At 42.3% G+C, this 21,797-nt stretch carries 19 protein-coding genes and 1 tRNA gene; 8 read left to right on the forward strand and 12 right to left on the reverse strand.

The window, feature by feature from the left end; genetic code table 11:
• Positions 1-639 precede the first annotated feature (639 nt).
• Complete coding sequence (locus CZ794_RS06835; RefSeq protein ID WP_087040895.1) at positions 640-1,863, forward strand: hypothetical protein; 1,224 nt, start codon at positions 640-642, stop codon at positions 1,861-1,863.
• Between the two features lie 91 nt (positions 1,864-1,954).
• Here CZ794_RS06835 and CZ794_RS06840 read toward each other — a convergent pair whose 3' ends face one another.
• Both CZ794_RS06840 and CZ794_RS06845 read right to left on the reverse strand, forming a co-directional pair.
• Complete coding sequence (locus CZ794_RS06840; RefSeq protein WP_087040896.1) at positions 1,955-3,304, reverse strand: integrase arm-type DNA-binding domain-containing protein; 1,350 nt, start codon at positions 3,302-3,304, stop codon at positions 1,955-1,957.
• A 283-nt stretch (positions 3,305-3,587) separates the two neighbouring features.
• Positions 3,588-3,678: transfer RNA gene (locus CZ794_RS06845), tRNA-Ser, on the reverse strand.
• Positions 3,679-3,873: 195 nt separating this feature from the next.
• Here CZ794_RS06845 and CZ794_RS06850 point away from each other — a divergent pair.
• The 3 genes from CZ794_RS06850 to CZ794_RS06860 all read left to right on the forward strand — a co-directional run bounded on the left by CZ794_RS06850 (position 3,874) and on the right by CZ794_RS06860 (position 5,789).
• The gene (locus tag CZ794_RS06850) at positions 3,874-4,728 is read left to right on the forward strand and encodes a DNA/RNA non-specific endonuclease (protein ID WP_256958908.1); all 855 of its coding nucleotides are present in this window, start codon (positions 3,874-3,876) and stop codon (positions 4,726-4,728) included.
• A gap of 164 nt (positions 4,729-4,892) precedes the next feature.
• Positions 4,893-5,156 carry a hypothetical protein gene (locus CZ794_RS06855; protein WP_087040898.1) on the forward strand — a complete coding sequence of 88 codons (264 nt, stop codon included), beginning with the start codon at positions 4,893-4,895 and terminating at the stop codon, positions 5,154-5,156.
• A gap of 249 nt (positions 5,157-5,405) precedes the next feature.
• Positions 5,406-5,789 (forward strand): DUF2147 domain-containing protein, encoded by a 384-nt coding sequence (locus tag CZ794_RS06860; protein WP_087040899.1) that lies wholly within the window; start codon positions 5,406-5,408, stop codon positions 5,787-5,789.
• Between the two features lie 95 nt (positions 5,790-5,884).
• Here CZ794_RS06860 and CZ794_RS06865 read toward each other — a convergent pair whose 3' ends face one another.
• The 4 genes from CZ794_RS06865 to CZ794_RS06880 form a co-directional block, all read right to left on the reverse strand.
• The gene (locus tag CZ794_RS06865) at positions 5,885-7,147 is read right to left on the reverse strand and encodes an ammonium transporter (protein WP_087040900.1); all 1,263 of its coding nucleotides are present in this window, start codon (positions 7,145-7,147) and stop codon (positions 5,885-5,887) included.
• 76 nt (positions 7,148-7,223) lie between these two features.
• Positions 7,224-7,562: a P-II family nitrogen regulator gene (locus CZ794_RS06870; RefSeq protein WP_010197981.1), complete on the reverse strand. Its 339-nt coding sequence runs from the start codon at positions 7,560-7,562 to the stop codon at positions 7,224-7,226.
• 442 nt (positions 7,563-8,004) lie between these two features.
• Positions 8,005-8,865 carry a universal stress protein gene (locus CZ794_RS06875; protein WP_087040901.1) on the reverse strand — a complete coding sequence of 287 codons (861 nt, stop codon included), beginning with the start codon at positions 8,863-8,865 and terminating at the stop codon, positions 8,005-8,007.
• Positions 8,866-9,023: 158 nt separating this feature from the next.
• Positions 9,024-10,523, reverse strand: coding sequence for a SulP family inorganic anion transporter (locus CZ794_RS06880; RefSeq protein WP_087040902.1), 1,500 nt, complete (start codon positions 10,521-10,523; stop codon positions 9,024-9,026).
• A 657-nt stretch (positions 10,524-11,180) separates the two neighbouring features.
• Here CZ794_RS06880 and murD point away from each other — a divergent pair.
• Together murD and ftsW are read left to right on the forward strand one after the other, a co-directional pair.
• Positions 11,181-12,605, forward strand: a complete 1,425-nt coding sequence (murD, locus tag CZ794_RS06885) for a UDP-N-acetylmuramoyl-L-alanine--D-glutamate ligase (protein WP_087040903.1) — start codon at positions 11,181-11,183, stop codon at positions 12,603-12,605.
• Between the two features lie 282 nt (positions 12,606-12,887).
• The gene (gene ftsW / locus CZ794_RS06890) at positions 12,888-14,084 is read left to right on the forward strand and encodes a putative lipid II flippase FtsW (protein WP_179207267.1); all 1,197 of its coding nucleotides are present in this window, start codon (positions 12,888-12,890) and stop codon (positions 14,082-14,084) included.
• 182 nt (positions 14,085-14,266) lie between these two features.
• Here the strand turns inward: ftsW and gluQRS are convergent, their stop codons facing one another.
• The 6 genes from gluQRS to CZ794_RS06920 form a co-directional block, all read right to left on the reverse strand.
• Positions 14,267-15,208, reverse strand: a complete 942-nt coding sequence (gluQRS, locus tag CZ794_RS06895) for a tRNA glutamyl-Q(34) synthetase GluQRS (RefSeq protein WP_179207268.1) — start codon at positions 15,206-15,208, stop codon at positions 14,267-14,269.
• Between the two features lie 280 nt (positions 15,209-15,488).
• Complete coding sequence (gene dksA, locus CZ794_RS06900) at positions 15,489-15,926, reverse strand: RNA polymerase-binding protein DksA (protein WP_087040904.1); 438 nt, start codon at positions 15,924-15,926, stop codon at positions 15,489-15,491.
• Between the two features lie 491 nt (positions 15,927-16,417).
• Positions 16,418-17,254 (reverse strand): metallophosphoesterase, encoded by an 837-nt coding sequence (locus tag CZ794_RS06905; protein ID WP_087040905.1) that lies wholly within the window; start codon positions 17,252-17,254, stop codon positions 16,418-16,420.
• Between the two features lie 243 nt (positions 17,255-17,497).
• Positions 17,498-18,316 (reverse strand): metal ABC transporter permease, encoded by an 819-nt coding sequence (locus CZ794_RS06910; RefSeq protein ID WP_087040906.1) that lies wholly within the window; start codon positions 18,314-18,316, stop codon positions 17,498-17,500.
• Between the two features lie 83 nt (positions 18,317-18,399).
• On the reverse strand, positions 18,400-19,203 hold the full coding sequence (locus CZ794_RS06915) for a metal ABC transporter ATP-binding protein (protein WP_179207269.1): 804 nt from the start codon (positions 19,201-19,203) through the stop codon (positions 18,400-18,402).
• 52 nt (positions 19,204-19,255) lie between these two features.
• Entirely contained in the window at positions 19,256-19,810 is a 555-nt protein-coding gene (locus CZ794_RS06920) for a Fur family transcriptional regulator (RefSeq protein ID WP_087040907.1), read from the reverse strand.
• A gap of 208 nt (positions 19,811-20,018) precedes the next feature.
• On the opposite strand from CZ794_RS06920, the gene CZ794_RS06925 reads away from it, so the two are divergent.
• Together CZ794_RS06925 and CZ794_RS06930 are read left to right on the forward strand one after the other, a co-directional pair.
• Complete coding sequence (locus CZ794_RS06925; protein WP_087040908.1) at positions 20,019-20,912, forward strand: metal ABC transporter solute-binding protein, Zn/Mn family; 894 nt, start codon at positions 20,019-20,021, stop codon at positions 20,910-20,912.
• A 272-nt stretch (positions 20,913-21,184) separates the two neighbouring features.
• The gene (locus CZ794_RS06930; RefSeq protein ID WP_087040909.1) at positions 21,185-21,586 is read left to right on the forward strand and encodes an ATP synthase subunit I; all 402 of its coding nucleotides are present in this window, start codon (positions 21,185-21,187) and stop codon (positions 21,584-21,586) included.
• Positions 21,587-21,797 lie beyond the last annotated feature (211 nt).

Below are 21,797 nucleotides of genomic sequence, written 5' to 3' on the forward strand. Positions count from 1 at the left end.
AAATTATGAACGTTTGCGACAACTAGCGGCTGGTTTAGGTGTGAGTAAGACATGATAGGGTTCCTATGAAGTTGGTTTCATAGGGTGAGGTAAGTCTGTATTTTTATAACTCGATGAATAGATGAATCAGTGCTAAGCGATAAGCGCTTAGCTGTAATAATTAGATAAGCTTAATAGTAATTAGTAATAATATAAATAACCCATTAAGAGCAGGCTGCTAGAGAGCAGATTTTTTCTTGTGTGCTTGGAGTTTTTTTTTCAGATCCGATGGCAGATCGCTGTCTGCTTTGGAGTTTGTATTGGGGTGGAGTTAGCGGACTGTGGATGTTGAGACGTGTCATCAAGTGTCCTTATTTAGTGCGGAGATTATCTGTTCCAACGAACATAGGTAGCGCTTAAACGAAGTGTTGATGTTGAGATAAAGCAATCCAAATTTAGTGCTAGGACGAAGTTTACATACAAGGTATAGTTAAACCGGAAAGTGAAAGAATAAATTCAGTCTATTTTAAGGTAAGAAAGGACATAGGACTGCTCACGCCCCTACATTAGGGAGTTTTAAAGTACCAGATACGTAGTTTTTTCCTACTAAAACAGACTATATACCTACTTTTTAAGAGTTTTTTTGAAGGAAATTTGGCTATGACAGACGCTAATGACACAAATTATAATGATGCAAACTTCGTTTGTACTGATGATCAGTTTAACGATGACTCCGAAGTCTCAGTCGAAGAAAGTGGAGAAGGTACTACAGCTTTAGCCACTACAGTTGATAATAATGAGGTCGTAACAGAAGACCATCATCAGTCAATTAGCAGATTAAATCAGGAATTGTTAAACCAAGCTAATGCATATCATTTGGCCCAACAATATAAATTTAATACTGATTTATATTTTTATCATTTAAACCAAAACTGGAAAAACTCAGAGGACTTTTATAAGACGATTGGACGTTTTAATGAGGAAGAGTGCAAGAGCTTGGTATTTGCGCACAATATGTATTTGGGGAATTTATCAGCTAATATTGATTTAGATAAAGGGGCCTTCAAGTCTATTTTGCTAAGTATCTTTGAATCCCAACAATATCCAATCCCATATTTTCATGAGTTGATGCGGTTTAAAATTAACAATCAACTACCAGATAGTTTGCTCAACTGGATCAAAGATGATCTCCGTAGCGCTCTGCATATTGCTTATTTAGTTCAAGGTATTCTTTACAATAAGACTATGGTTGGAGGTAATGAATTAGTTGCACACATTTTAAATTATTTAAAGTATGAGATCATTCATTTCAATTACATCCCACTCATTTTACCGTATTATGCAAATCATGTAGACGTAAACAGCTATCCGTTGATAGGTACTATTGAAACAGTTAAGTCCAACTATTTTAGAAATCGTACTGATAGAGAAATTAAGTGGCTCAAGGATGATGATAGCAATCAAATTGAATGGGCTTATAATTATCTGAGCTCAGACAAGAGAGACTATCTTGTACTTCAGAATATTTTCATACCCACCTCTCTAGAAGACAAGTACAATTTAATCTTAGCGAGTCTTGATGTCCTATCAAATGTAGAATACACATATGAGACTTATACTCAAGATATAAATATAAACGACTCTACAATTGATCTTGAGTCAATAGCAGAAATATCATATAGAGCTAAAATCATAGAGAACATGAAAGACGCATGGAATAAATTTTCAGCGAGCAACAAGAACGAAGACCTAAGTGAGGTCAAGATATATAAGAAAAACCAAGATCAATTGGACTCTATTATGAAAATCAGAGGCACAACGGCCACTAAGGTTATCAATCAGCTCGTTGAAGATGATTACAAAAAAAAATTCAACAAAGTCTAAATGGATTTAGTAGGTAAAGCCACTTGATTCGATGTAGTTGTTGAGTATTTTATATAAACAGCAGTTATACAGCATCTGGGATGGTATTAAATTATAATAGCTCTTGTAACTCTGTTTTTGTCATACCTTTATTAATGAGTGCTTGAATAAGTTGTTGTTTATTCCTTGCTTCAAGGCTGTCAGATTGATGATTGACTAACGACTGCTCAATTTGCTGCCTAGCAGTTTGAAAGTCTACTACCTCACCTTTGTCTCTGAGCAGATCTAAAAAATCAGCCCAAACTTGCATGATCTTACGGCGCTCTTCTAAGTGTTGCGCGTGGTTATAAACTGCGCGAATGCTGCTTTTTTTATCATGGGCCATCTGCTTTTCGATGGCATCTCCCATATAGCCAAGCTCATTTAGGTTAGTGGATGCGATATGACGGAAACCGTGTCCGGTCTGTCTACCAGCATATCCTAGTATATCTAGCGCGTTATTGATGAATTCTTCGCTATAAGGCTGGTGCATACCAGTATGATAGAACACATATTCGTATTGGCCTGTGATGGGTCTCATCTCTTCTAACGCTGCTAGCATTTGGTCTGACAAAGGAACAACATGCTTACGTGCAATCTTAAGGTTATCAATATCGACACGCCATAGACGGTTGGGGAAGTCGATATGTTCCCATTTCATCATACGTAGCTCGATAGTACGACAGAATGAATAGGCTAAAAATTTCATGCCCAATCGAGTTTGGTCATGACCATGATAGCTTTCAATATCTTGCAAAAGCTTAGGTAGCTCACTAAGCTCAACATGTTTCATGTGCTTAGTCTTGGCTTTTGGATATAGCTCTTTCAACCCTTCAGTATGATTTACCTCGATTAGACGCTCTCTCTTAGCTCTTTTAAGAATATTAGCAACGAGATCAATAGTGCGTCTGGTTACTTCTCGTGGTGGTGTCCCTTTTTTAGCTCTACTTTCAATATTATCTGCCATTGACTTACAATCTTCGAATGTCACATCTTTTAAAGCGATACCTTTAAAGCTCGGCAGCACGTCTTTGTGCATTCGGTTGTAGTCTTGCTGATAGGTGCGAGGTTTCACGTTGCGTTCACGCTCCTCTAGCCATTCAAGCGCATATTCATTGAACATTTTAGCTTGCTCGTTGGCAAGCTTATCTTGACGTTTTTTATTCTTTGGATTGACCCCATTAGCTACTAAAGCCTTGATATCAGAGTTAGCTACTCTCGCTTCTGCTAAGCCCATCTGCGGGTATGTACCTAAGGTAGTCTTCTGCTGCTTACCATCGAAGCGATATGCACTTACCCATGTTCGCGTGCCTGAGCTACGTACCAGTAACTGCAAACCTTGCTGATCGCTATATTTATCTGGCCGAGAAGGGGTGCATTTATCAGTGGGTTTGAGCTTACGAATTTTAGTATCACTTAACATGTTGGTCTATTTCCTATACCTACGAGCTATATGTTTAAAGCGTTAAGACGATTACGTTGGTCTAAGGCATATAAAAATAGATCGAATGTTGGTCTAATTGATGAATATATAGATAATAGACCAACGAATAGACCAACACAAGAAACGGGATAGGTGGGTTATGTTCGGATAGCTTGGGAAAACAGTAGACATAAAAAAAACGCTAGACGCGTTATTTATAAAGGGATTAAGGGGGGTTGAGGAGAGGGTGGGACAGGATAGGAAAACTAGGGTTTTATAAGATTGGCGGTGAAGGAGGGATTCGAACCCTCGATACGCGATTAACGTATACACACTTTCCAGGCGTGCGGTTTCAGCCACTCACCCACTTCACCGTTTTGAGACGGCTTAGTATAGCCGATAGCATTTAAAATGTCACGACTTACGCCTTATCTTTATTTATTGGCAGACGCCTGCTAGGATAGCGTCTATGTAATGACACACATAAACGCCGCAACAGGTATAGATGGTTGAAAGTTAACATGATCAGTCTTGGTAGACTCAAATATAGTTTTAGAAGTGGCCTCTTCGTGGCAGTGATAGCGACGCTAGTCCCAATAGCGACTATCACCTCAGTACAAGCCAACGACTTTAGTCAATGCAGCCAGTCCTTTTATGGCGGTATTTACCCTGAGTTTACAAATGCCAAATTAAGCAATAAAACGCAAGCACTATGCATGGATGGTTTTGCAGTGATGTACTCTGGTGTATCGCGGACGCCACTATGGTCAGCAGAATATTTGGATCGCACCCGTCTACAGCAAGCCAAGCAAATAGACCGCGAAGACAGCTTTCACGAGGAGAGTAGATTACCAAAATCCATGCGCGCCTCATTATCGGACTATTCAGGCTCTGGTTATGACCGTGGGCATTTATCACCCAATGGTGATATGGCAACACGGAGCCAGCAATACGATAGCTTTAGTCTAGCAAATATTGCCCCGCAGTCGCCACGTAACAACCGCTACATTTGGCGCAATATCGAATCGGCGACCCGTTACTTAACTCAGCAGTATGGTGAGGTTTATGCGGTAACAGGAGTCACTTTTACGGACAAAAAAACCAAGCAACTGGCGAATCGAGTGCTCGTACCCAGTCATTTCTATAAAGCTGTTTATATTCCAGCGATTAATCAAGCAGGGGTTTATTATGCGCCCAATGACGAGTCAGAGCGTATAGAAATCATCAGTATTGATGAGTTAATGGATAAGACAGGTATCGATGCATTACCTGTGCTTGATACCGAAACCAGAGCGCAAGCTTTTGACTTGCCACTAAAGGCAGGGGAGAGCTTAGGTGTGCCCGAAGCGTCACAAAAAGAGCCTGAATGGATGCTATTTGTTTGGGCAATTATTGATTGGATATTGACGCAGCTACAAGCGTAAAGCGTAAAAGAACAGTAAGCTCAGTCAATATCGACTTTATGGTCCCCTATTTTAAATCATTATCTAAAAAACCGTTGGTCGGATATGATTAATGATAAGTTGTTTGGTCATAAAGACTGATGAATAAATATAAGTAAAAGCGTGTCAATAAAAAGGATGACAAGATGATTGAACCATTTGCTAACAACCACCAAAGCATGCAGATAGGCGAGCTTGTCATTGAGAATCAAGAAGATAAAATCATTATGTATGGTGATGTTGAATTGACGCTAGACCCCGCTGGGTATGAGCAAGCCAAGCAGTTGCAGGAGCTGGCAAACAGAGTTGTCCAAGCGTTTGAAAGTCATAGCCTGTATAGTAACTCTGAGACCAAGTCAAAAGAAAAAGATGACCAAGTGGGCAAAAATATCGACAACCCCTTCTTGTAACTCTTTGATATGGTTTTGTTTTCTGGAAAGAATAATGCGCAAAAAAATTACTAGGCAAATGCTAAAAATTGCTTATAATGAATTCAAGACATCGCTTATGTCTTTGAAAAAACTAGCAGGCAAACACGATACATATCTTTTACATTATATAAAATCGTGGTGTCTATAGTAGGAAATTCTAGCAAAGGATAAGCATAGAAATCAGAAACATCATGTTTCGAGCAATCATTGTATGAAGGGAGTCAATCTATGAAACTATTTACAAAAACCACATTAGCTGTTGTTGGTATCAGTGTTGCTAGCATGGCATTTGCCGCCGACCCATTAGCCAACACCACTTGGCAGACGTTTGATGAAGGTCAGCCAAAAGGTACTGTAAAAATCACTGAATCTAATGGCGTATTGACTGGTAAACTCATTGCTGCCAATACAGAAAAAGGTAAACAATATATCGGTACGACAGTCATCAAGGGTTTGAAGTCTGATGGCAATGGCAAATATAGTGGCGGTACTATCACTGATCCAGCAAAAGGTAAAGACTATCGTATGACAGCCAGCTTAAGTGGCAATACCTTAAACATCAAAGGGTATATCGGGCCATTTTCACGCAGTCAACAATGGAAAAAGAAATAAGCTGATCTATATTTTTTTATAAAGTTATAACCAATAAAAAACCCGCAGAACCTTTTGGCTCTGCGGGTTTTTTGTTGGATAGTTATTTAGTCATATTATCTGACAAACTCTGGATACGCTTCCATACCACACTCAGCAATATCGGCACCTTCATATTCATCTTCTTCAGAGATACGTAGACCAATCACTAATTTGATAATTGACCAGACGATTAAGCTTGCAACGAATACCCATACAAAGATGGTGGCAGCACCAGCAAGCTGTCCAATAAACGTGACGTCTGGATTGGTAATTGGTACGATAAGTAGACCGAACAAACCTACCACACCGTGAACTGAAATAGCACCAACTGGATCATCTATTTTTATTTTATCCAATGCTAAGATAGACAGTACCACGATGACACCAGCGATCAAACCAAAGATAGTGGCTTGCAGGGCAGAAGGCGTAGAAGGTTCTGCCGTAATTGCAACCAAACCTGCAAGTGCACCATTTAAGAGCATGGTTAAATCTGCTTTACCAAAAATCAAGCGAGCGATTAATAATGCGCCAATAGCACCGCCTGCTGCTGCTGCATTGGTATTCAAAAATACCATGGCAACTGAGTTGGCACTCGCAATATCACCAAGCTTCAACACAGAGCCACCATTGAAGCCGAACCAGCCCATCCATAAGATAAGTGTACCAAGTGCCGCAAGTGGTAAGTTTGCCCCAGGAATGGCACGTATCTCGCCATTAGAGCCATATTTGCCTTTACGTGCACCTAGTAATAAGACACCCGCCAAAGCTGCTGCTGCCCCTGCCATATGGACGATACCAGAGCCGGCAAAGTCAGAAAAACCCATGTCGCCAAGATTGTATAAGCCAAAGACGTCGTTGCCGCCCCATGTCCAGCTGCCTTCCAATGGATAAATAAATCCAGTCATAATGACGGCAAATAGTAAGAAAGACCATAGCTTCATACGCTCAGCCACTGCACCCGATACGATTGACATACAGGTGGCAACAAATACCACTTGGAAAAAGAAGTCAGACGCAGCGGAATAAACAGAATCACCATCAAAGCCATTTTCTGCTGAAGCAGCCAACGCATCTTGTACCAATGTTTCACCGCCTGCGATACCGCTTAAGAAAAAATCGCCGCCATACATAATGGCGTAACCACATACCATGTACATGATACTGGCAGTAGCAAAAAGCGCGACGTTTTTGGTTAAGATTTCAACTGTGTTTTTTGAACGAACCAGACCAGCTTCTAGCATGGTGAAGCCCGCCGCCATCCACATGACTAGCGCCCCACATATTAAAAAATAAAAGGTATCAAGTGCGTACTGGAGCTCGAAGATTTGGTTTTGCATGTTAATTCCCCCTTGAATTGATGCAATAAGCTATAGGTATGACTGTTATGATCTGTCTATAGAGTGGTCTGGTGCGTTAGATAGCATCAGGACCCGTCTCGCCTGTACGGATACGGATGACTTGCTCAAGCGCCGTGACAAAGATTTTGCCATCACCGATTTTACCTGTACTAGCAATGCGAGTAATGGCTTCGATAGCAGGTTCAACCATCTCATCGATAACCGCCACTTCAACTTTTACTTTAGGTAAAAAATCCACCACGTACTCTGCGCCACGATAAAGTTCTGTGTGACCTTTTTGACGACCGAAACCTTTGACCTCAGTAACAGTGACACCTTTTACTCCGATGTCAGAAAGCGCTTCACGTACATCATCGAGCTTAAACGGTTTTAAGATCGCAGTGATTAGCTTCATAAAAAATTCCTTATTTGTGTGATGCCGCAGGTTGATAGAGACTATTAGTATGTATCGTATCGCTGCCTTGCTTACTATTAGTCATTCAAGAACTGTGCCAATTTACTCAAGGGGGGAGGTAAATTGGCTATATTTTCTAAAAATGAGTACAGCAGTGGCAAAAGATACTGACCCGACTGCAACGGCAACAGCAATTGTAATCAGCATCACTAATGTCTATTAACCGTTGGCGTGAACCAACGAAAACTTTATTATAACCAACTTTTTGAGTGCTTGGGGAGGCTATCCCCTTATTTCATGTGATGTTTTGCTAACCTGATTTGACAATACAATGTCAGAGTCTGATAAAACGAGAATGCAGAGAAGAGGTCGATAATGACAAGCAGCAGAGCATGGTACTACTCATGCTCTGCGTGTAGATAGAGGGGGCTTGGGCCCAAGACTACGCGTAGGCTTTCGGTAAAAGAAGATAAGGGGTTTTAGTACTGTGTAGCAGTTTTTTGGTATCGCTGCCTTTTAGTAGGCCACGCAGACGAGATTGACCAAAAGCACCCGTCATCAAAAGCCCGATATTATTTTGCGTCTGATAGTAATTCAAAGCCGCAGTCACGTCACGGCAGTCCAATAGGGCTTTTTTGGATTTGATACCGGCTTGTCTAAGGCGTGCATAGGCTTCACGTAGCGCATCACAGTTCTCAGAATTCTCTTTACCCACCATGACAATGTGAACCGTCAAGGCACGAACGAGAGACGTTTTGCACAGCCAATTAAGGAGTTTGTGGGACGTTGGACTGTTATCAAAGGCAAATAGTGCGGTAGTAGGGGGCAAAAATGGTGCATGCGTCACCAAAATGGGGCAGTGACTGACTCTAATCAGTTGGCCCAATGTTGATTTGCAGGTCACATGGTGACCGATCACAATCAATTGTGCTTCATCATCGACATAATCGATACTTTCGCTCAAGTTTTCGTGACGATGTAAGGTATAGGTCTTGAGCTTGTGACGCTGCTGTTCGCAATAGGTAGTGGCTTGATGTAGGAGCAGCTTGCCTTGCGATTTTAGCTCACAATTACCCAAATGCTCTGTGGTTGTGAACTGCTCTAGCAATGTGTTTTCATCATCAATATTCAAACAGCCTGAATAATTGACAGCGGCTTTTTGCTGTAAGCTGGGTACAGAATGTAGCAATCCCACAGGCGCTTGCATACGGGTAGAAGCCCACATACTTGCTTCTAGTACGGCCTGTACGTGATCTGGGCAGTCTAAACAGGCTATCACACTATCGGGTTTTAAATTACTCATAAGACCACTCTATCATTGCAGTAATAAGATGCAGCTGCTTGCTTCAAGTCAGGGCATCAGATTGACACCCCGTCTTTTATGCCAGTACAGCTGTTTATTCAACCGTTTATTGATGATCGATATCTAACTGTTGGTTCGATCAATAGATATAGCGTTGGCTAATCGAGCAAACCAATCTCGCGAAGATCATGGACAGAAAAGCGATCAATCAATGTTCGGCTTGCATGATTGAGTCCTACCACTTTGACATCTGTACCTTCGCGTTGCAAGCGCATAACCAGCTTATCTAGCGTATCGACGGCACTGACATCCCAAAAATGTGCTTGGCTGACGTCGATCTGAACGTTGTCCAATGCTTCTTTGGTATCAAAACTGCCTAAAAATTGTGTCGTAGACGCAAAGAAAACTTGCCCTTGCACATAATAATAGCGCGTGTTGCTGCTTTCATCATACTCACTAAATATGGTTAAAAATTGACCAATCTTATTGGCAAATGCCAAGGCAGAGAACAACACACCCACGCCGACGCCATAAGCCAAGTTGTGTGTAAACACGGTAGTCAAAACGGTCGCTAACATCACAATATTGAAGGACATAGGATGCGTTTTAAACTCGCGAATAGATTGCCAATTAAACGTACCGATGGAGACCATAATCATCACTGCCACGAGGGCTGCCATTGGAATTTGGCTGACCCACTCACTTAAAAACACCACCATGATGAGCAACACCACCCCTGCGATTAAGGTAGACAACCGTGTCCGCCCACCTGATTTGACATTGATCATAGACTGACCAATCATCGCACAGCCTGCCATACCACCAAAAAAACCAGACACAACGTTTGCCATACCTTGACCGCGACATTCACGGTTTTTATCACTTGGTGTGTCTGTCAACTCATCGACAATCGTGGCTGTCATCATAGACTCTAATAAACCAACGATGGCAAGCGCGATAGAATAAGGCGCAATAATAAACAACGTGTTTAGGTTCAATGGAATATCAGGCAGTAAAAACATCGGTAATGAGTCAGGTAGATCACCCATACTGCCAACATTACGAATATCCAGATTCATATACATCGCGACAGCGGTTAATCCAACAATACAAATGAGCGGTGAAGGAATGACACGTCCAATCTTAGGAATAAGCGGGAACAGATAGATAATTGCTAAACCCGCTGCGGTCATGATATACACCGTCATACCAACGCCTTCAGTCATTGGGTTTAGCTCTGGCAACTGGGCAGCAAATATCAATATTGCCAGCGCATTGACAAAGCCAATGACCACTGAGCGCGACACAAAGCGCATCAAGTTACCAAGTTTTAAGATACCCATCACAATCTGAAAGACACCGCATAGTAAAGTCGCTGCCAGTAAATACTGCAAGCCATGCTCGGCAACCAGATCGACCATCACCAGTGCCATTGCCCCTGTCGCTGCCGAAATCATAGCAGGACGACCTCCGACAAAACTGATGACCACAGCGATACAAAACGAAGCGTATAAGCCAACTTTTGGGTCAACCCCTGCGATAATAGAAAAGGCAATGGCTTCTGGAATTAAGGCCAGTGCAACGACCAAGCCTGATAAAACGTCCCCGCGAATATTGGAAAACCACTCATCACGCAAGTTATCAATAAAAGATGTCATAAGTAAACTGTATAAGGTTGGAGGCAAAAAAAGTAATCATTATTCACTGATAAAATGATTGCGTCGCTATAATCATAGCGGTTCATTTTTTACAACAACATGAGCTTCGTCGTGTTGTGGCATTGAAGTATTAAAGACCAATACGAATCATGGCTACTGATTTATTAACCCATATCATGCATACGCTCGACAATCATCAACACAAGAGTAAACGCTGTGAGATTGCCGAAAAATCGTGTTTAAAATAGGATGCGCAAAGTCAGGTATTAAAAATAGCGTATATAATAACGAATAGCGTCAGCAGTGAGGTGCTGCGTTAGAGAGTGACAAATAACCTGTCAGATAAAAGTGACAGTCTGATATATCATGATCACATACGGACTGCTGCTAAAGGAACGACAGTAGCGCGTCACGTGTGACAACATGATAAACTAAAATGGGTGAGTTAATACCCAATCATATATCAATCAGAATGACTATTATAACATTAGCTTCTGTATATAAAAACAGGCGCATCATAGCATAAAGTCATAAAAAAGCAGTACCGAAATCTAAGCGATACCGTTATGATGCTTCTCATCTCAGCGGCATCGTTTTGCTTATTGCCACCCTAGGTTTGTTTGATGCCATTTTGTGCATTTTATAGAAGGAATAGATATGACCACCAGTACCGCAGCAGACGTTTTACTTCATAAAGGCAGTGGGCTACAAGTTGTGGTCGGTTTGGGACAGTCTGGGCTATCGGTTGCGCGCTATTTGGCCGAGCAAGGTTATCAGGTAGCCGTCACAGACGCGCAAGAGACTCCCAGCTTAGCCAGTCAGCTACCGCCTGAGGTTAGCATTCGCCAGTTTGGTAACATCGACGCAGAGCTATTACAGAAAGCCGCGCGTATTATTATTAGTCCTGGCATCTCTCTTGCTACTGATGCTGTGGCAGCTGCACGGCAAGCCAACATTCCTGTCGTTAGTGACATTCAGCTATTCTGTGAGGCTTGTACTGTACCAATAATAGCGATAACAGGCTCTAACGCCAAAAGTACGGTGACGACATTGGTTGGACAGATGGCAGCGGATGCTGGCGTCAATGTGGGTGTCGGTGGCAACATAGGCGTACCAGCCTTGACACTACTTACCAATGACGACATGGAGTTGGCTGTGCTTGAGCTGTCGAGCTTCCAGCTAGAAACGGTGACTAACTTGGGAGCGCAGGTGGCTACAGTATTGAATATGTCGCCTGATCATTTGGATCGCCATGGCGATATGCTTGGCTATCATCAAGCAAAACATCGTATCTTTCAAGGTGCCAAATCCGTCGTCATCAATCGAGAAGACGCCTTAACTCGTCCACTGGTTGCCGATAACCTGCCGAGAGTGAGTACCAGTATTCAGGCTCCTGATAAAGGACAGTATGGTCTTATCCTCGATTCTGAAGGTCAAACTTATCTGGCGCGTGGTACAGAAAGGCTACTGTCGGCAGACAAACTGTTGATTAAAGGTCGTCATAATCTGCTCAATGCGCAAGCTGCGTTGGCATTGGGCGAGCTTGCTGGTTTGCCACTTGATAGCATGCTACAGACTTTGCAACAGTTTTCAGGACTTGATCATCGCTGTCAGTACGTGGCCAAAGTTGCCGATATCGATTACTTTAATGATTCAAAAGGCACTAATATTGGCTCGACCATAGCTGCTATTCAGGGTTTGGGCGAGGTCTATGCGCCAAAAGATGGTAAGCTATTATTGATTTTAGGCGGGCAGGGTAAAGGTCAGCAATTTGGTGAGTTGACGCCTTTTATCAACCAATATGTCAGTCATGTGCTAATGATTGGAGAAGATGCCAAGATGATTGAGCAGCATCTTCGAGCCGCTAAGCTCAGTGAGGATGTCACACTTTATCAGTGTCAGACCATGGAAAATGCTTTTGCTACTGTACCGCAAGTGACTAAAAGCAGCCTATCACAAGTGCAGGCTGTATTATTGTCACCCGCGTGTGCCAGCTTTGATCAATACAGCGGTTATGCTGCCCGTGGTGAACATTTCAGTCAGATCGTCGCTCAGCTAGGTATGGACAATCAGGCAGTCTGAGTAAATAGACACTTGTATTTTCTGTATAAATGATTGTTTTGGCTATAGATTACTGCTACTGTCAACCATGATTGGCCTATTGGGTAGTAACCTCTACGGTTTGCTCAACGATATGTTTCATATTGAGGCTATATTGAATGAGGAATGGATGTTACATATAACATGATTCCTCTATTAGGGTCGTGTCGTACTATCGGCATCTGATTCGATTTACTTCTTATTTTTCAAACGGTGGCGTTTAATAGACGCCGTGTTTTTTCGTTCGTTAGTGTATATAAAATTATGGCGCTCTCTTCTTTGTTTCGTTCCTCATCTCAGCCAAAACCAGCCTCAGGTACAGATGGTGTGCTATCTATACCATCAGCCCGTGCCATTTTAATCTCAAGCGTTGGCTGTATGATGGTGCTGAGTTTATTGATGGTGGCTTCTGCATCCATTCCTTTTGCCCTTAGTCGCGGTATGACAGAGCTATACTTTTTTGACAACCAGCTTCTGTATATGGCCATCGGTCTGATAATTGCCGCTATTCCTTATTACGGTGTGTCTCTACGAACCTTATATAAGACTGAAACCCAGTTTATATTACTGGGCATCACTGGTTTATTGTTAGTCGCTACTTTATTTAGTACGCCAATTAATGGTTCTAAACGCTGGCTAAATTTGGGCGTTTTTAACTTTCAGGTGGCAGAGCTGGCCAAATTGGTGATGATTGTCTTTGTCTCGGACTTTGTGGTTCGACGCTCGTTTGAAGTACGTAATGGCTTGGATGGCTTTTTACGGATTATGTTGGTGGTGGCACTGATAACCATCTTACTATTGTCACAACCAGACTTTGGTTCCTTCGTGGTGATTTTGGGTACCATTTTTGCAATTTTTTATATTGCTGGTGCGCCTTATAAGCATTTTTTAGCGTTGGGTGCAGCTGCCATTGGTGGTGCAGTTCTCATGGTGACGACAGCACAATATCGATTGGTGCGTGTATTGTCGTTTGTCGATCCTTTTGATGATGTGCAAGATACCGATTATCAGTTAGCACGCAGCTTGATTGCTTTTGGTCGCGGGGAGTTTGCTGGTGTCGGTTATGGTGAGAGTATACAAAAACTCTCGCATCTACCAGAGGCACATACCGATTTCTTGTTGGCGATTACGGGTGAAGAGTTGGGGTTTGTTGGTGTCGCTATGGTACTGATACTCGAAGCATTGATTATCGGTAGTGCGATGCGTATCAGTTATAATGCGCTAAAACGTCGTCAAATGCGTATGAGCTATACCGCGTTTGGTATCGGTGTGGTATTTATCGCGCAGACAATCATTAACGCTGGTATGAATATGGGTGCGCTCCCAACCAAAGGCTTGACCATGCCGTTCTTCAGTTACGGTGGTTCGTCTATGCTGATTAGTCTCGTGATGGTTGCATTACTACTAAAAATCTACAAAGAGAGCCCTGAGATTGAAAAAAGTCAGTGTCGTTATTACTAGATAAAAATTGAATGTGCTACGTGCGAGACTGGTATGAGTTTTATTCGCTTGCTGCGTGTTTGGCACGTCAGAGGCTTTGAAAAATTTAGCCCAATCTTATGGTAGCGTTTATCGTAATAATGGTCTTAATAAATGACTTTTGAGTTTGGTAAAGCGTCGCTAATAGCGGCGCTTTTTTGTGCTTATGGCTCAATAGCGCTGAGCTGTTGTTTGCCTTGTAAAGGCGTATTATCCCATTGAGCAATCGCCTGTTTGAGCATGTTGGCAGGTGTGTCTTTGTCGACATCAGGCTGTTGTAATAGTTGTAGCGCCATGGCTATTAAACTGCTAGGGTCACGTGTATCAATAGGCTGAGCGAGATTTTGTTTAGAGAGTTTTTGCCCGTCTGCATTGCAGATGAGTGGTAAATGATACCAATGGTCGACAGCTGGCAGCTGAGCGGCATGCATGATGCTGACTTGTGCTGTGGTCATAGGCAATATATCCAAACCACGCATGATATGAGAGACCTTTTGCAAACCATCATCGATACTTGCTGCCAATATATAATTGATCATACCATCTTGGCGACGAGCTACCATATCTCCCAGTGTCTGCTGAGGATTGTCCCATTGTATGCCTTGGATGCCGTCATTAAAACCAACCCAATAATCTGGTAGCTGTATGCGTAGCTTGTGCTGCTGTCTATCTAGCTGCTTAGAGACACAGTAGCGTGGGTAATGCGTTCTATTTGGCTGTAATTGATGGGGTTCATCGAGAGCATTTGCCTGCTGTTCTTTCGCCCAGTACTGCTCCAAATCCTTGCGTGAGCACTCACAACCATAGGTTAAAGGGCGTAGCGCAGAGGATAAATAATCATTATAAATATCAATGCGTTCAGATTGATAAATAATATCGCCATCCCAGTGTAGCCCAAGCGCTTCTAGGTCTATGAGGATTTGTTCAGTAAATTGCTGATCGCAGCGCTCGTTATCAGTATCTTCAATACGCAATAGCCATCGACCACCCAATGATTTTATGTGGCAAAAGCTAGCAAGGGCGGTCGTTAATGAACCCAGATGCAACTCCCCAGTGGGCGAAGGGGCAAAGCGGCCAATAGGCGGTGGTGTGATTGAGGTTGGCATAAGAATTTGAATGGCTTATAAAATAAAAGAGGCGTGATAAAAAAGATATATGTCTAGAATAATAAAGATGGTCGCAAAAAGATATGCATAAAATAAATCTATTTTAGGCAGATTTGGTTCATCACCGTCATTATGCCTATTACCAGTTTTTACTTTAGCGCATGCAAGACAGTCAGGTATGATTGCTTAGCAAAATTGCATACCATAAAACGCAAAGAGCGACCAATAGTATGGTCGCTCGCGTTGTTACTTAAGGCATCGTATTGTGTGAAAAAGCGTTCTAAGCGCCTTGGTTTTGACGTTCTTTGATTTCAGACAGTGTCTTACAATCAATACATTGGGTCGCTGTGGGACGCGCTTCAAGGCGACGTAGACCAATCTCTACACCACAAGTCTCACAAAATCCATAGTCATCATTTTCAATTTCTGCCATAGATTTGTCGATTTTGCGGATGAGCTTGCGTTCACGGTCACGCGTACGTAGAGCTAAGGCAAACTCTTCTTCTTGAGTGGCACGATCGTTGATATCTGGCATGGCACTTGATTCGTCTTGGATATAGGTCTTAGTACGATCCGCTTCGCCAATCAATTGGTTTTTCCAGTCTAATAAAATAGCCTTAAAGTGCTCTAGCTGCGCATCAGACATATACTCTTCGCCGTCGGCAGGCACATAAGGAGTAAACTTCACTTCACTCGGGTTTGTGGTCAGGGTGCTCATATAGGTATCCTACTTTTCTCAAATTAATTCAATAAAACGACGTATCAAAAGACAAGACGCTATCAATTTACCAACGCTATGATTTGTCCCTTTACTAAACGTTTTACCACTTGGTGACACAAGTAACACAGCTGATCTAATAGTACAGTATCTCGATGTGCTGACATTGACACATTGCTAGTCAGGTATATTGTTGTATATTTTTTTATTTAAATAGCATCGCCTAAACAATGCTACAAATCGTTGACTGTGAAAGCTTAGCTTGTGGTCGATTAAGCCATCCTAGCTACTATAATTCTGCCCAATATCCAGTATCGGGCAGTTCTCGTTTTATTTTATAAGTTGTATCATTGTTTCCAAAAATAATGAAGTCCTTTTTCATATTGCCGACCGCTTTGCTTAGTAAAGCCTTTTTCATTTGACCAAAACATATGGGTGAAAACCATAACGCATACGGGCTAGACTCATTAAGTCGTCAATAAATCTGGGCATCAAGTATCCAGTCTTTCAACCCAGCTTGCAACCTCTCCATTGTTGGCTAATTGCAACCAGCGATAACCAGGCTGCGTGTTTTTATCATAAGCAAAATCGTTTTCAAAAGGTTTGAACTGGTAACAAGTAGAGGGTGTGCTATAAACTGTTACCCCTTGACGCTGACGAATCTGATCTTGATGGGTATGACCACTGATAATAACTTTTAAGTGGTCATATGCAGCCATATGTTGCCAAAAATCTTCAGCATTTTCTGTCATATGGCCATCAATCCAAGCAGAATCTACTGGTATTACATGGTGATGGAGGGCAATTAAAGCAGGCTTATCGCAGCTCTCTAATCTCTTACACAACCAATCAATATCCGCAGGTGTCACTTCGCCTGCCACTTTACCCGTAATAGACGAATCCAATAACAACAACTGCCAGTAGTCTGTATCAATAACATGTCGAGTCAGTAAACGGGTATCGGCTGGCTGAGGAATCAGCTGGCGCTGTAAAAATGGTAGGTCGGAACCTGCCTCATCGGTGACGTCATGGTTGCCAGCAATACACGCAAACGGAATACCAGTTGCGTGCAGAGTCTCAAAAATATGATCATAAATCGTGGTCTTAACGTGACTGACCAAGTCGCCAGTCACAATGATCAGATCACAACGAATCTCTGTACTCAATGCTTGGTGTAAAACGGTCTCAAAGCAATCTTGACAAACCGCTGCTTTATTATCGCCATCCGCTGTAGATGTCAGAGGCGTTGATAAGTGCAAATCTGTGATTTGTAGGATGTTTACCTGTTTATCTGCTGTGCTGATTTTATGAGCCGGATAGGTGGGCATTGGATGGGCTCCTTATCGAGTCAAAACAATGAATGTTGCTAAAATAAATAAGTAAGCGCCTTCTATCGTTTATTGCCATTATGAGTCATATCCATGAACGTCATTAATAAAAACTCAATGTGGTTGTCGATAATGTTAAGAAAAATTTATAACATAAAGTCCATGAAAGCTCTAGCATTATTGATAAAATAAAGTTGAATCGAAGAATAGCGCAAAACACTAATGTTTTGCACTATACAGCAATCAGTGACGAGCGGACCCAAACTTCTTAGCGATCAATTTTGAGACAATTAAGGCCACAAAGAATAAAATGGCTAAAATTAATACGATAGAGAGTCCTGTCTGTATATCAAGCCAAATGCTACCCCAAACGCCTAATGTGACACCAAGCTGTGCAATAACCAACGCTATGATCACCATATGCTTTGGTGATTTTGACCAGAGGCGCGCTGTGAGTGCTGGCAAGACCAACAAGCCACTGATTAATAAACTGCCCACCGCTTGCAAGGCAATCGCGCAAAATCCTGCCAGCACACCCATAAAAAACAGTCGCTGGCGGGTTGGGTTGATGCCCTGAATACGGGCCAATGCCTCATGGGTGGCAAGTTTGATTTGCGCCGGCCATATATAAATAAGCAGGCCCAATCCGACGACGACGCTACCAGCAATCAGTGGTAAGTCAGCCCAATCCAGCTCAAGCAGGTTCCCAAATAAGAATCCTAATACATTGGCCTGATGGTCGGTCAACTGCGTCAAGGTTAATAACCCCAAGCATAGCAAGGATACCGCCACAACGGCCAATACTGCATCGGATGGCAAGCGCTCATCATCAATCAATACCAAGCCAAATACCACCACAAGACTGACCAAGCCAATACCAATACCCATTGGTAATTGCCACCATACTGCCAAGGCTACGCCGAGTAAAGTACCATGTGCCAATGCATCCGCAAAAAATGCCATACGTCGCCACAATACTAAGCAGCCTAAGGGCGCTGATAATAGCGCTAAAATACTGCCAGCGATCCAAGCAGGGGCGATGATGGCTAACCAAGCAGTCATAATATATATCCGTAAAATTTTATAAGGCACAACGCTAAATACAGGTTATATGCATTCAGCTTAGGTGAGTTTGATGAGAATAATTAGAGCTCAAGTTCGCTTGGTGCGCGATGTGTACAAGCGTGAGGCTGATGTACATAGGGCTGTTCGTAGTAATGTCCAAATAGTTTTTGAAATTCTGTACTAATCGCAAGCTCGCTTGGTTGACCCTCGCAACAAATATGCTTATTCAGACAAATCACTCGGCGACTGCCTCTCATGACCCAATGTAAGTCATGGGATACCACGAGCATGGCACAGCGCAAAAAATCTGGTAACTGATCGATGAACTGATACAACCAAACCTCAGTATCAGGATCTAGCCCTTGCATCGGCTCATCCAAAATCAATAAATTGGGCTTGTCTAGTAATGCCCGAGCCAACAATACGCGCTGGGTTTCCCCGCCTGACAAATGCAGCATTTGTCGCGATAATAAATGCGTTAAGGATAAGTTATCAAAAATGAATTGGCGCTGATCAGAGGTCAATCTTTTTTTGTTGGCTTGACCCAATAAATCACTGACACGTAGCGGCAATATGGGTGGTACAGCAAAACGCTGCGGAACATAGCCAAGCTGTAATGGCTGATGTGCGGTAATGCCACCTTTGGTTGGATCAATCAACCCTAAAATCAGCTTTACCAATGTTGACTTGCCGGCGCCATTAGGACCGACAAGACTCACCGTTTCGTTGACAGCAATATCAATATCAATATCTGAGAGCAATCGCTGTTGCCCAATGGAGTAACTGACGTTTTGCAAACTCAATAGTTGCGTTTTGGCGTCGATAACGGGAGTATCAATAGGGGAGACCGATTGTTTATTCGAAGGTGAAGCAGAAGGTTTCATAAGGTCACAGCGGCTTAATTAAAAAAGAATAGAAATAAGAAAGGAGAACGATCTATCTTGACTGGCACGTCTGACACAAACCGCTCAGCTCAATCACACTACGTGCGACAACAAAACCAATGTCTTGCTCAGCAAACCCCATCATTTCTTGTACCGGTAAGCTGCTACATTCTTGGACACGCTGGCACTGCTCACAAATCAAAAATGCTGCTGTATGCTGCGCTCTTGGATGACAACAAGGGACATAAGCATTGATAGACGTCAATTGATGAATCAAGCCTTCACCTAACAAAAACTCCAAACTGCGATAAACGGTTGGCGGTGCAACATTCTTCGGAGCTTGCTTTTTTGATGATGCTTTTGACGGCTCATCTGAAGGATCAGATTCCAACGAGCGCATTTGTTGCAACTGAGTGATTAAATCGTAGGCACCAATGGGTTTATTGGCTTCTAATACCAATTGATATATTTGTTGACGCAACGCGGTGAAGCGTGCGCCTGTTAAGGTGCATTGTTCTTTGGCTGCCGCCAAACGTTCAGACACATCTTGAGGCGTAAAGTCTTGTACATCATGCAAATGTTCGCACATAGATAAACCGTTGGACATACTGCATGCTCCTAAAAATAAAATGGCTCATTTTATTATAGTGTTTTTTGTTTTATCATAGTATTTCTTATTGTTATAGTATAACATAATAAAGTGAAAAAAAGAGGAGTTGTCTTAAACCATTTGGACATATCTCTATTTTCAATCATCCAATCGCTATCAAGATGTTGATTCATCCTTCTATTATTCATCTATCTAAGAACTTACTATGATCTCAGTTTCCAAACGTCCCCTACGTTCAAACCTCTTATCAAAAAGCGTGCTGATGACAAGTGCTATGCTACTTGGCTCTTTAGCTATACAGGCACAAGCAGCAACGGTTAGCGTCAGTAATCATCCAATGGCTCTACTTAGCAAAGCGGTCACTGAAGGCACGCCCGCTGCCAATCAAATCTTACAAGCTGGCGATGTTGGCCATCATGGGAGTATCAGCCCAAGTGATAAAAAAGCCATTAAAGACAGCAAATATGTGGTTTGGTTTGGTGATGCTTTAGAGAATAGCCTGAAAGGAAGCCTAGATACCGCTCCTAATGCCATTGCATTGTTTGATTTCAAAGCATTTAATCGTCATCCGCTTCGTGATATCACAGGCGCACCGATTGCAGGGACTCTTGACCCTCACATCTGGCTCGATCCAGAAAACGCTAAAGCCATTACCCGTGCATTGGCAGTCATTCATAGCAACGCCAATCCGGAGTACAAAGAAACGTACCAAGCCAATACCAAAAAATTCGCTCAGCGTATGGATGCCGCCGTCGCTCAAATCCAAAAAACCAACTCAAAAGACCGTCCTTATTGGGCCTATCATGACGCGTATCAATACATAGAGGGTGCAGCACAAGTAAAGCTGGCTGGTAGCTTAAGCCCAGATCATCACCTGTCTCCAAAAGCCAGTCAATTGCGCTGGTTAAACGAGCATCGCCCTGCCAAACAGATGTGTCTGGTCAATCAGAGCACAGCCTCAAAAGGCCTACTTGCTAAGCTACAGCCAGTGAGCACTACCACTACCGTACAAATTGAAGACATGAGTGACAGTCAAGAATTTGTAGAAGGTTGGACGCGTATGGCGCAACAAATCAATGATTGTATCGATGGTAAATGAGATTAAATGCAACCAGTGACCAAATAAGTGTTAGTATACACATGATTCCAGTCAATCAAATGTAGACAGTGCTTGGCTTTGGTCATAGGTTGTTGTTAAATAACTGACAAATTTAATATTATGCTTGCTTAAAGGAGATAGGCTCCTTATAATAAGTAGCGTTTTATTTTGGTTAAAAAGTAATGATATAGCGTAAGCTGTGTAAGGATAAAAAATATCGTACGCATAGGTATACGACATTATCCCACTGCGATAGGTCTATAAAAATACTCATGACCAAGCCTGCTAAACGCACACAAAAAGATAAAATCGGCATCTATATCAAACGCCAAGCATGGATATTATTCATTCTTATCCTAATTGTTTCGATATTAGATACGGTTTGGTTTAACAGTAGTCAGCTGACCATAGCGAAAAATACCGCGATTGGTGCGCTACTTAGTTTTGTCACTCAAGCAGTATTTGCTTTTTTTATTTTTTGGTACACAGGTTATCGCGCGCGCCAACATATTGTTAGCCAGCTTTACCGAGGTCAGATGGCCAAATGGTTATTGACCGTGTTTGGTTTCGCACTAATTTTTATTACCGTACAACCCCTATCAGCGCCTGCGCTGTTTATCGGTTTTATGGTAATGCAAATTAGTCACAGTTGGATGTTGTGGCATATACGCTAGTGTTAATAAATAATCGCTATGCAGATAATTGATTAATAGCACTCAGCAAGTCACCCTGCCGTCCAGCTTCTCTATGACTAGTTTTATCAAGTCAAAGCATAAAAGCTGTTTATAAACAGTACCGATGATTTTTAGACCACTGTATGAGCGTTTGAAACAAACGTGATAGGCAATGAATGAGTAATGGGATAGACAAAAAGGTCTGTCTGAA

Source organism: Psychrobacter sp. JB385, from assembly GCF_900163785.1.
Taxonomy (GTDB): domain Bacteria; phylum Pseudomonadota; class Gammaproteobacteria; order Pseudomonadales; family Moraxellaceae; genus Psychrobacter.

Bases quoted from the DNA above. Each gene is read 5' to 3' on its own strand.
- CZ794_RS06910 (WP_087040906.1), bottom strand. From the start codon at position 18,316: ATGACTGCTTGGTTAGCCATCATCGCCCCTGCTTGGATCGCTGGCAGT.
- CZ794_RS06880 (WP_087040902.1), bottom strand. From the start codon at position 10,523: ATGACATCTTTTATTGATAACTTGCGTGATGAGTGGTTTTCCAATATT.
- CZ794_RS06915 (WP_179207269.1), bottom strand. From the start codon at position 19,203: ATGAAACCTTCTGCTTCACCTTCGAATAAACAATCGGTCTCCCCTATT.
- CZ794_RS06865 (WP_087040900.1), bottom strand. From the start codon at position 7,147: ATGCAAAACCAAATCTTCGAGCTCCAGTACGCACTTGATACCTTTTAT.
- CZ794_RS06870 (WP_010197981.1), bottom strand. From the start codon at position 7,562: ATGAAGCTAATCACTGCGATCTTAAAACCGTTTAAGCTCGATGATGTA.
- CZ794_RS06905 (WP_087040905.1), bottom strand. From the start codon at position 17,254: ATGCCCACCTATCCGGCTCATAAAATCAGCACAGCAGATAAACAGGTA.
- CZ794_RS06925 (WP_087040908.1), top strand. From the start codon at position 20,019: ATGATCTCAGTTTCCAAACGTCCCCTACGTTCAAACCTCTTATCAAAA.
- CZ794_RS06930 (WP_087040909.1), top strand. From the start codon at position 21,185: ATGACCAAGCCTGCTAAACGCACACAAAAAGATAAAATCGGCATCTAT.
- CZ794_RS06855 (WP_087040898.1), top strand. From the start codon at position 4,893: ATGATTGAACCATTTGCTAACAACCACCAAAGCATGCAGATAGGCGAG.
- murD (WP_087040903.1), top strand. From the start codon at position 11,181: ATGACCACCAGTACCGCAGCAGACGTTTTACTTCATAAAGGCAGTGGG.
- gluQRS (WP_179207268.1), bottom strand. From the start codon at position 15,208: ATGCCAACCTCAATCACACCACCGCCTATTGGCCGCTTTGCCCCTTCG.
- dksA (WP_087040904.1), bottom strand. From the start codon at position 15,926: ATGAGCACCCTGACCACAAACCCGAGTGAAGTGAAGTTTACTCCTTAT.
- CZ794_RS06920 (WP_087040907.1), bottom strand. From the start codon at position 19,810: ATGTCCAACGGTTTATCTATGTGCGAACATTTGCATGATGTACAAGAC.
- CZ794_RS06860 (WP_087040899.1), top strand. From the start codon at position 5,406: ATGAAACTATTTACAAAAACCACATTAGCTGTTGTTGGTATCAGTGTT.
- CZ794_RS06835 (WP_087040895.1), top strand. From the start codon at position 640: ATGACAGACGCTAATGACACAAATTATAATGATGCAAACTTCGTTTGT.
- CZ794_RS06840 (WP_087040896.1), bottom strand. From the start codon at position 3,304: ATGTTAAGTGATACTAAAATTCGTAAGCTCAAACCCACTGATAAATGC.
- CZ794_RS06875 (WP_087040901.1), bottom strand. From the start codon at position 8,865: ATGAGTAATTTAAAACCCGATAGTGTGATAGCCTGTTTAGACTGCCCA.
- ftsW (WP_179207267.1), top strand. From the start codon at position 12,888: ATGGCGCTCTCTTCTTTGTTTCGTTCCTCATCTCAGCCAAAACCAGCC.